The sequence below is a fragment of the Endothiovibrio diazotrophicus genome, assembly GCF_054657215.1.
In genome coordinates this window covers 1-6,291 of record NZ_BAAHXB010000180.1, presented here as the reverse complement: position 1 = coordinate 6,291, position 6,291 = coordinate 1, and the positions used below count along the sequence as shown (strand labels likewise).

The window sequence follows — 6,291 nt, the reverse complement described above, 5'->3', positions numbered from 1 at the left end:
CCATCAACCCGCGCCCACACAGCGCCCCAACAGGAAGCGCGGGAGCCCCTCCAGCGGGACACTCTGCTCGGCCGCGCCGAGGGCGGCGGCGCTGTCCGGCATCCCCGCGACCACGCAGCTCTCCGCCTGCTGGACGAAGCAGGCGCCTCCCGCCTGGCGCAGGGCGAGCAACCCGCGGAAACAATAGGGTCAGGTCTTTCTCTTTGCCTTCTCTGCTCGATTGACAATGCGGCTGATATAAATCTCCTCGCGCCCATTTCCTCGAGAGGTTACATGGTAAAGGGCGCCTGCGAATTCAATTCAATTCAATTCGTAGTGGTCTGACCATGAGGCCACACTACCTGGAATCGCATTGATAGGCAATAAGAAAGACCTGACCCCAGAGCGCTTTTGCACAACGCGCGGCTGATCCAGCGCTTCCGGACCATCGAAGCGTTCGACAAGGAGGAGCGGGAACTGGTGATTCAGTTGCTCGACGCGATGATCGCCAAGCACAACATGGCTTCCACCCTCAAGGCGATGGAGGGATAGGCGGGAAGTGAGATAGGGATTTCATTGCAGAGACAAGCGCCCGGCCGGGGAGATTAGGCCCTCCCCGGACAGGCTGACCACAACCCAACTGAAGAGGAGTTGCGTCATGGCTGATGACGATTCTACGGGCAACGTGCGCCCGGTGAGAAATCCCCTGGAGCGCCGGCTCACCGTCGGCACGTTGTTCTACGAGAATCCGCCGCGGCGGGCCGATCCGCCGGGGGCGCACGGGCGGAGGCGGCGGGTGCCGTGGTTGCAGCTGAAGGGGCAGTGGCTCGCCGCCGCCGGCTTCGAGGCGCGCACGGCGGTGAAGGTGCGGGTCATGCGCGGGTGTCTGGTGGTGACGGTGGCGGAGGAGGATTGAGGCGCAACACAAAGCCCCGCCCGGTCGGTGATCGGGCGGGGCTTTTTGTGTTCTGATAGCGAGCTCTTTATTTTGACTTCGAACCTTTCCATACAGAAATTTTGATTTGCATTTCAAGTGAGACGATAAATACAAGCGAAACCAATAACCCAACGAGACAATTCGGCGTGAACACAATCAATATATTATGGACTTTCAGCATATATAGCCACGCGCCAAGCCCGTGGCTCACGACGTGAATTAGATGATACGTTATATAGCAAGAAATATAAAATATCGAAATGGATGTGGCGTATCTAACATGGGTGCGGCACTGAGAGATATTTATGACCAAGCAATAAAGTACAGTCTGAGAAAAAAATAACACCTGAGAGATGACGTAGTCATCATGAAAGATATGTTTGATATACCCGCCGAAGAACAGGGTGCTCGCCAAATAAGATATTACAACGGACACAACTATTGACATCCATGTCACCTAATGTTCCTCAGCTGCCGATTCAAACCTGCGGGCGTGCTAAATACAGTTGTTGAAATATTGCTGAAAGGCCCTACTCCACTGATCGCATTTTGGAAATCCGTCGCACAAAATCCTCCTGCGCCAGTTCTTGAATTAATCAATCTTGAGTCGATTTGCGCCTCTTGTGCCGGGGTTGTGTCAAACACATATACTTCGATCTCATTTCCATCCCTGCGCTGATAATCTATGTAATCTCTCAGGCTTACGGGCGGATCACTAATTCCCGTTTCTATCCGGCGATCTATCATGTAGTGGCCGCCTGGATCCACGAGCCCAGAAGCGTCATTGCTACCAATAAACCCTCCTACGTGGGATCCGAAGAAACCATTATTATTGACGACGATTGTCGTTTGAAGCCCATTGCTATCTATGGCATTTATCGGGTTGTTGAGTACATAGGAGTACAAGTTGAGTCCACCGTCAAACCGAACCGGATCCTTACTCGTCCACCGCCCCGTCTCCGGATCATAATCCCGCGCCCCAAACCGCACCAACCCCGTATCCCGATCATACAGCCCCCCGGCAAACCCAAACGGCTGGAACCCTGGATTGGTATCCTCAATCACCCGTCCAAACTCGTCGTAGCGCATCCGTTGCACCACCGCTCCGGTATCGGCGTCGATCACCAGCCGCGGACTCCCCAACTGATCGCTGATGATACGGTACTGGACCCCGCCCTTGATCATATACCCTGGGACATTGGTCTTGTCTGCATAGATGAAGTAACTGACCACGTTGCTGTTTTCATTAAGCTCTGCAACAGGATTGAGCTGGTCCTTGTAAAGAAATCCCTGAACGAGTACACCGTCGATCTTCTTGCCGATACGGCGATTACGGCCATCGATTACGTAATTGATCACTACGTCGTTGCTCTGCGTCACGCTCGTCAGATTGCCGACGGTGTCGTAGGTGTAGAGGGTGGACCCGCCGCCATCGGTCCGGCTCTTCAGCTCGCCATTGGCGGTATAGGTGTAATCAGTATCGCCATAGGCGGTCAAGCGATCCTGCACGTCGTAGGTGCCACTCTCCACGCCGTCAGGGCCTTCCCGGCTCAAGCGATTGCCATTGGCGTCATAGGTGTAGCGGGTCACCTCGCCATCACGTTCCACTTCCGTGAGCCGCCCGGCGATGTCGTAGGTATAGTGCTCGGTACGATCCGGGCCGTCCAGACTCTCCGTCTTTTCAGTGATGCGTCCAAGCGGGTCCCGCGTGTAGCGGGTCTCAAGGATCGGGGCGGTGTTCACTTCCACCCGTTCGGCCGTTGGCTCGCCGAAGCCATTGTATTCCCGGTGCGTGGTGATCAGAGCGATTTTCGTATCGCTTAGCCGGCCGGTTTCGTCCTCATAGTACAGATCGAGGTTGCCGGCATAGACCAGCTGCCCGTCCTGGTTGTAGTCGTGGGGGACCCCCAAGTCGTCGATGTAGAGCCGCCGCAGCAGGTGATAGTCGGGCCAGTACTCGCGTAACACTCCGCCCTCGACCTCTCCGGTCCACACTTCGTAATACGGTAGCGAGCCGTCGTATCCTAGATGAAGGCTTCCACCGTCAGGAGCGACGATTTCGTCGAGCGTCCCCTCGTACCAATCATAGACGTAGGAGGTTGTTCCTTCCGGCCGATGCACCTTCGCCTGGTGGCCGGAATCGTCATACTCGATGGATATTTGGCGCCCGTCGGGGCGATTCACTTCCATCAGATCCTTGTCGAGGTTGTAGCGGTAGTGGGTCGCGGGATCCTGCCCCTCCTCCAGCTCGGGCGGCACATAGCCGGCCTCCAGGTCTCGCTCCTCGTAGGTGAAACGGTGGGCGTCGCCGTTGGGGGTAGTCAGGGCGAGGAGGTTTCCGGCGGCGTCGTACGCGTAGGAGACGACGCGACCGTCAGGGAAGTGGCGGCGGACCGGTCGACCGGCGAGGTCGTATTCGATCTCGGTGCGACGACCGAGGGGGTCTTCCACCGCGGCCAGGTTTCCCGCCTCATCGTAGGAGAAGGAGGTGATTCTCCCGACGTCGCCGTCCCTCGCCTCCATGGAAACAAGGCGGCCCCGCGTGTCGTAACGGTAGTAAACGCTGCCCCCACCGGGGTAGACCACATCTAGCGGGCGACTCTGGTCATCCAGAATCGTGGTGGTCTCCCGTCCCTCCGGGGTGGTGACGGTCTGCTTGCGCTCGGCCGCGGAATAGACCGCGCGCGTCACCCCAAAAGGCGTTTCCACCGTTTCGATCAGCTCGCTGAAATTGAACGGATCGTTCGCGTAGTCACCGTTAACCACGCGGGTGGCGTATACGTCGTACCAGGGATCCATCGGCGTAGCCACACCCGTAGCCACAGGAATGGGGGCAGCCATTCCGAATCGCGGATCGGGTCCCATCATTTCGTCTCGCTCGGTTCCGTCCGGAAAACTGGTGGCCGAATAACCGTCGGCGTAGCGATCCGTCATCGTCGGAATCCCATCCCACCCGTACGTAATTTGGGATATAACACCGTCCGAGTGGGTGTTGGTATAGAACCTGGCGCTTTTCCCCTCCGCGGTAGTCAGCTTTACGGTCGTCGATCCCGGACCGTGAGAAGTTCGATCGAGCATCCATCCCCCGCCCAGCGGGTCGCGGTCAGCAGTAAAACGACCAACCCCGTCATAGGTGTACTGGTGGATATGGCCGAGGGGATCGGTGGTGGAGGTCAACAGTCCGGCGTCGGAGTAGCTGAACTGACGGCGTTCGCCGGCGGGATTGATAATTTCATTGAGGTAACCGGAATCATCGTAGTGAAGCTCGGTGCGCTGTCCATCGGGTGCTACGATAGCCTGCGCTTTGCCATCGGTGTCCCGTTCGATCGTGGTCACCCCTCCCCCGGCAGTGGTGACGTTGAGGAGGCGCTCCTCGTCATCGAATCCGAAGTGCAACCGCGAGTTTCCGGTCAGGGCATCCAACGTCTCCACGTGACGACCCTGGTCAAACCGATAGACCCTTGAGGCGTCAGGCGACGGAACCAGCGATAGGTCGACGTTGCGCGTCAAACGGACCAGTCCAGTTCGCGGTTGAGTGAGATAGATTGCCCCGTCGGGCGACGCCGCCAGCCGCTGCGGGTCGATCTGCGCGGCGGTTGCATACCGCCCGTCGCCGGTCTTCCCGCTATCACCTTCGCTACCGTCTCCGGCAACGGTGTTGAGCACACCGTCCTGCTCCACCCGCATCACCCGGCGATTGTTGGAATCGGATATGTAAAGCAGGCCATCGCTGCCGAAGGCGATGTTCCAAGGCCAGCTTAGTAGCGAAGTAGTTGCCGGCTCCCCCTCTCCGCTATATCCCCGTGATCCACAGACTCCTGAGACGGTGGTGATGATCCCGTCGCTGCCGATGCGGCGAATGCAGGCGTTGGAGGTATCGGCAATGTAGAGGCTGCCGTCCAATGCGACAGCGAGTCCTTGAGGTTGGTTGAGAAGCGCATTGGACGCCGCTGCCCCGTCGCCCGAGTAGCCGGCTTCCTCCGATCCGGCGATGGTATGGATGATCCCGTCGGTGCTGATTTGCCGGACGCGGTTTCCGTCGGTGAGGTAGACCGATCCATCCGCCGCCATTGCCAGCGAATCGATGTAGGTGAAGGAGGCGTCCGCAGCCGGACCCTCGTCTCCTCCGGTTGCCGTTTCATCGTTGCCCGCCACGACCATGATCTCGCCACCGGGTGTCAATTTGCGTAGACAGGTGCCGCCGCCATCCAAGAAATAGAGATCGCCGTTCGGCGCAAGCTTGACCTCGTACACGATACCTAACGGGAGCTCCAATGCGTTGCCACCTTCGCACGCCGCGTCGCCGCTACCGCTGCCTGCGAGTAGGGTCAACCGACCGTCGAGATCGACGCGATAGATGTAGCCGTCATCTCCAGCATAGACCGTACCGTCGTCGGCAATCTCGATACCAACCGGCAATAGATCGAATTCGTGGGCCTGTTCGCCATCGACAATGGGCCAGCGATCGCCTCCGCCGGCCGCCGCCTGGATCATCCAGCCGGAGGAATCGATGACGCTTTGCCGCCTCCCATTCCCGAGATAGATCATCCCGCTCCCGGAATCCAGCTCGTGATAGGGGGACAGAGTCCACCCGCCAAGCGCCGCGTGGTCGGAGACAACGCCCTTGCCTCCGGTAAGTTCGACGGTCCAGCTGCGCCAGGAAATGAACTGCTGATCATCTCGAACGGCGATCACGCCGGAATCCTCACCGATGGGAATCGCGAAGGAGCGAGCCGAACCGGACCCCGCGCTGTAGTAGTAAAGGGGGTAAAGGAAACTCATCGTCACCTTGGCCTCGACGGTTCCGGAGACCGGCCGACCGTAGGCATCCAGTCCGTCCCAAACGAAGGAGTGCTCCAGGTTGGGCTGGGGGGGAAACGTCCAATCGTGGCTCTGACCCGCAACGGAGATGGTCAGCTTGATCCCCTGGAGGCTCGGCGGAACCGTTTCGCCGGTGAGCGGAACTCCGATGATTCGACCAACTAATTTGCTGGAGAGGCGATCGCTGCGGTAGTGGAGAGCATATGGGGTCCCAACCAACGGGACGTCCTCTCCCAGCGTTTGTGCCTGCACATCGATTACGCAACCGGGACACTCGGTGTTGTGGGTGGAATCCGAAGGCCTTTCGGTATTGGTGTCCGGTTGGTTGTCCTTCGCTGAGGGCTCTTCCGCGTCGGGTGGCGGCTGCACCGGCCAGTTGCAGTCCCACGGCGAGAAGTGCTCGATCGGCACTCGCCACAGGCTCTTGCCCACCTCATAACGTTCGGCGAGCCGCTTGCGCTCGGCATCGTCGATGCCGAGTTCCTGCAACTCGGCATCGCTGTCGGCCAGCCCATCGCCGTCGATATCGATCTCGGCCCGATCGCCGGCGATCG

4 protein-coding genes are annotated in these 6,291 nt (G+C 58.9%); 2 read left to right on the top strand and 2 right to left on the bottom strand.

What is annotated here, in order from left to right; translation table 11 throughout:
- Nucleotides 1-3 precede the first annotated feature (3 nt).
- Nucleotides 4-171 carry a chemotaxis protein CheB gene (locus ACYQ2W_RS24865; protein WP_459873485.1) on the bottom strand — a complete coding sequence of 56 codons (168 nt, stop codon included), beginning with the start codon at nucleotides 169-171 and terminating at the stop codon, nucleotides 4-6.
- 219 nt (nucleotides 172-390) lie between these two features.
- On the opposite strand from ACYQ2W_RS24865, the gene ACYQ2W_RS24860 reads away from it, so the two are divergent.
- Entirely contained in the window at nucleotides 391-531 is a 141-nt protein-coding gene (locus ACYQ2W_RS24860) for a hypothetical protein (protein ID WP_459873482.1), read from the top strand.
- A gap of 106 nt (nucleotides 532-637) precedes the next feature.
- The gene (locus tag ACYQ2W_RS24855; RefSeq protein ID WP_459873480.1) at nucleotides 638-895 is read left to right on the top strand and encodes a SymE family type I addiction module toxin; all 258 of its coding nucleotides are present in this window, start codon (nucleotides 638-640) and stop codon (nucleotides 893-895) included.
- Between the two features lie 474 nt (nucleotides 896-1,369).
- Here ACYQ2W_RS24855 and ACYQ2W_RS24850 read toward each other — a convergent pair whose 3' ends face one another.
- Nucleotides 1,370-6,148 carry an NHL domain-containing protein gene (locus ACYQ2W_RS24850; RefSeq protein WP_459873478.1) on the bottom strand — a complete coding sequence of 1,593 codons (4,779 nt, stop codon included), beginning with the start codon at nucleotides 6,146-6,148 and terminating at the stop codon, nucleotides 1,370-1,372.
- Nucleotides 6,149-6,291 lie beyond the last annotated feature (143 nt).